Here is a 1255-nt window from a genome sequence, read left to right on the forward strand (position 1 = left end):
CGGGAATGGGCGCCGCGTGCGCTGATGTTGATGTTCTCGGCCACGCTGCCCAGCGGGATGATGCCCTCCTTCTTGCGGTCCTCCGGGCACAGCAGCACGCCGGCGGCGATGGCGTCGCGCGGGGAGCGCAATTGCAGCGCTTGCCCGCACAGTTCCAACTGCCCCGCCGTGGCGCGCTGCAAGCCGCTGAGCAGGCGAAACAGCTCGGTGCGCCCGGCGCCGACCAAGCCGAACAGGCCGAGGATCTCGCCCTTGCGCACCTCAAAGCTGACCGGTTCACGCAAGCCTGGGCCGAGCAAACCGTCGACCTTGAGCGCCACCTCGCCGTGCTCGCGCGGTCGATAGTCGTAAATGTCCTGGATATCGCGGCCGACCATGCAGGTGACCAACTGGTCGTGACTCAGCGCACGCATGTCGTCGAAGGTACGCACGTAGCGGCCGTCCTTGAACACCGTGACCGCGTCGCAAATGCGGAACACTTCTTCCATGCGATGGGACACGTACAGCACCACTTTGCCCTCGTCGCGCAGGCGCGTGATGATCGCCATCAGCCGGTCGATCTCGCGAGCCGACAGGCTGCTGGTCGGTTCATCGAAGGCAATCACATGCGCGCCACGCGACAGCGCCTTGGCGATTTCCACCAGTTGGCGCTGGCCCAGGGACAGGCGCCCGAGCTTTTCCTGCGGGTCGATTTCATCGGCCAGGCCCTTGAGGCACGCCAGCGCCCGCTGGCGCAGCTGGCTGCGGTTGACCACGCCGAAACGCGCCGGCAAATGCCCGAGGAACAGGTTCTCGGCGACGCTCATTTCCGGCACCAGATGCAGCTCCTGGTGGATCACCGCGACGCCGCTGGCAATGCTGTCGGCCGCGCATTTGAAGGCCATGGTCTGCGCGCCGATCTGCACGCTGCCGCTGCTCGGGATGTAGGCGCCGCCGAGGATCTTCAGCAGCGTCGACTTGCCCGCGCCGTTCTCGCCCATCAACGCGTGTACCTGCCCCGGATGGGCAGTGAAACTGATGCTGTCCAGCGCCTTGACCCCGGGGAAGGTTTTGCCGATGCCGTCAAAGCGCAGTGCCGCTGCGGTCATTTCCACAGCCCGATCTTGGTCAGTTCTTCCTGGAAGTTGGCGCGGGTAATCAGCGTCACTTCGTCCATCGCGGTGTACTTCGGCGGTTCCTTACCGGTGGTGACCCACTCGTACATCATCAGCGCGGTGTTGTAGCCCTCGATGTGCGGGCTGGGCAGCATCGAACC

Annotated in this window: 1 protein-coding gene and 1 pseudogene; both read right to left on the reverse strand. The window is 65.2% G+C overall.

What is annotated here, in order from left to right:
* On the reverse strand, positions 1–1088 hold a 1088-nt coding region (locus ACP7E3_RS31825), incomplete at its 3' end, for an ATP-binding cassette domain-containing protein (RefSeq protein WP_426125510.1).
* A pseudogene (locus ACP7E3_RS31830) lies at positions 1085–1255 on the reverse strand (arabinose ABC transporter substrate-binding protein); the annotation flags it as partial. The pseudogene ACP7E3_RS31830 and the gene ACP7E3_RS31825, both read right to left, overlap by 4 nt.

The organism is Pseudomonas sp. PSPC2-3 (assembly GCF_049898265.1).
GTDB lineage: Bacteria > Pseudomonadota > Gammaproteobacteria > Pseudomonadales > Pseudomonadaceae > Aquipseudomonas > Aquipseudomonas veronii.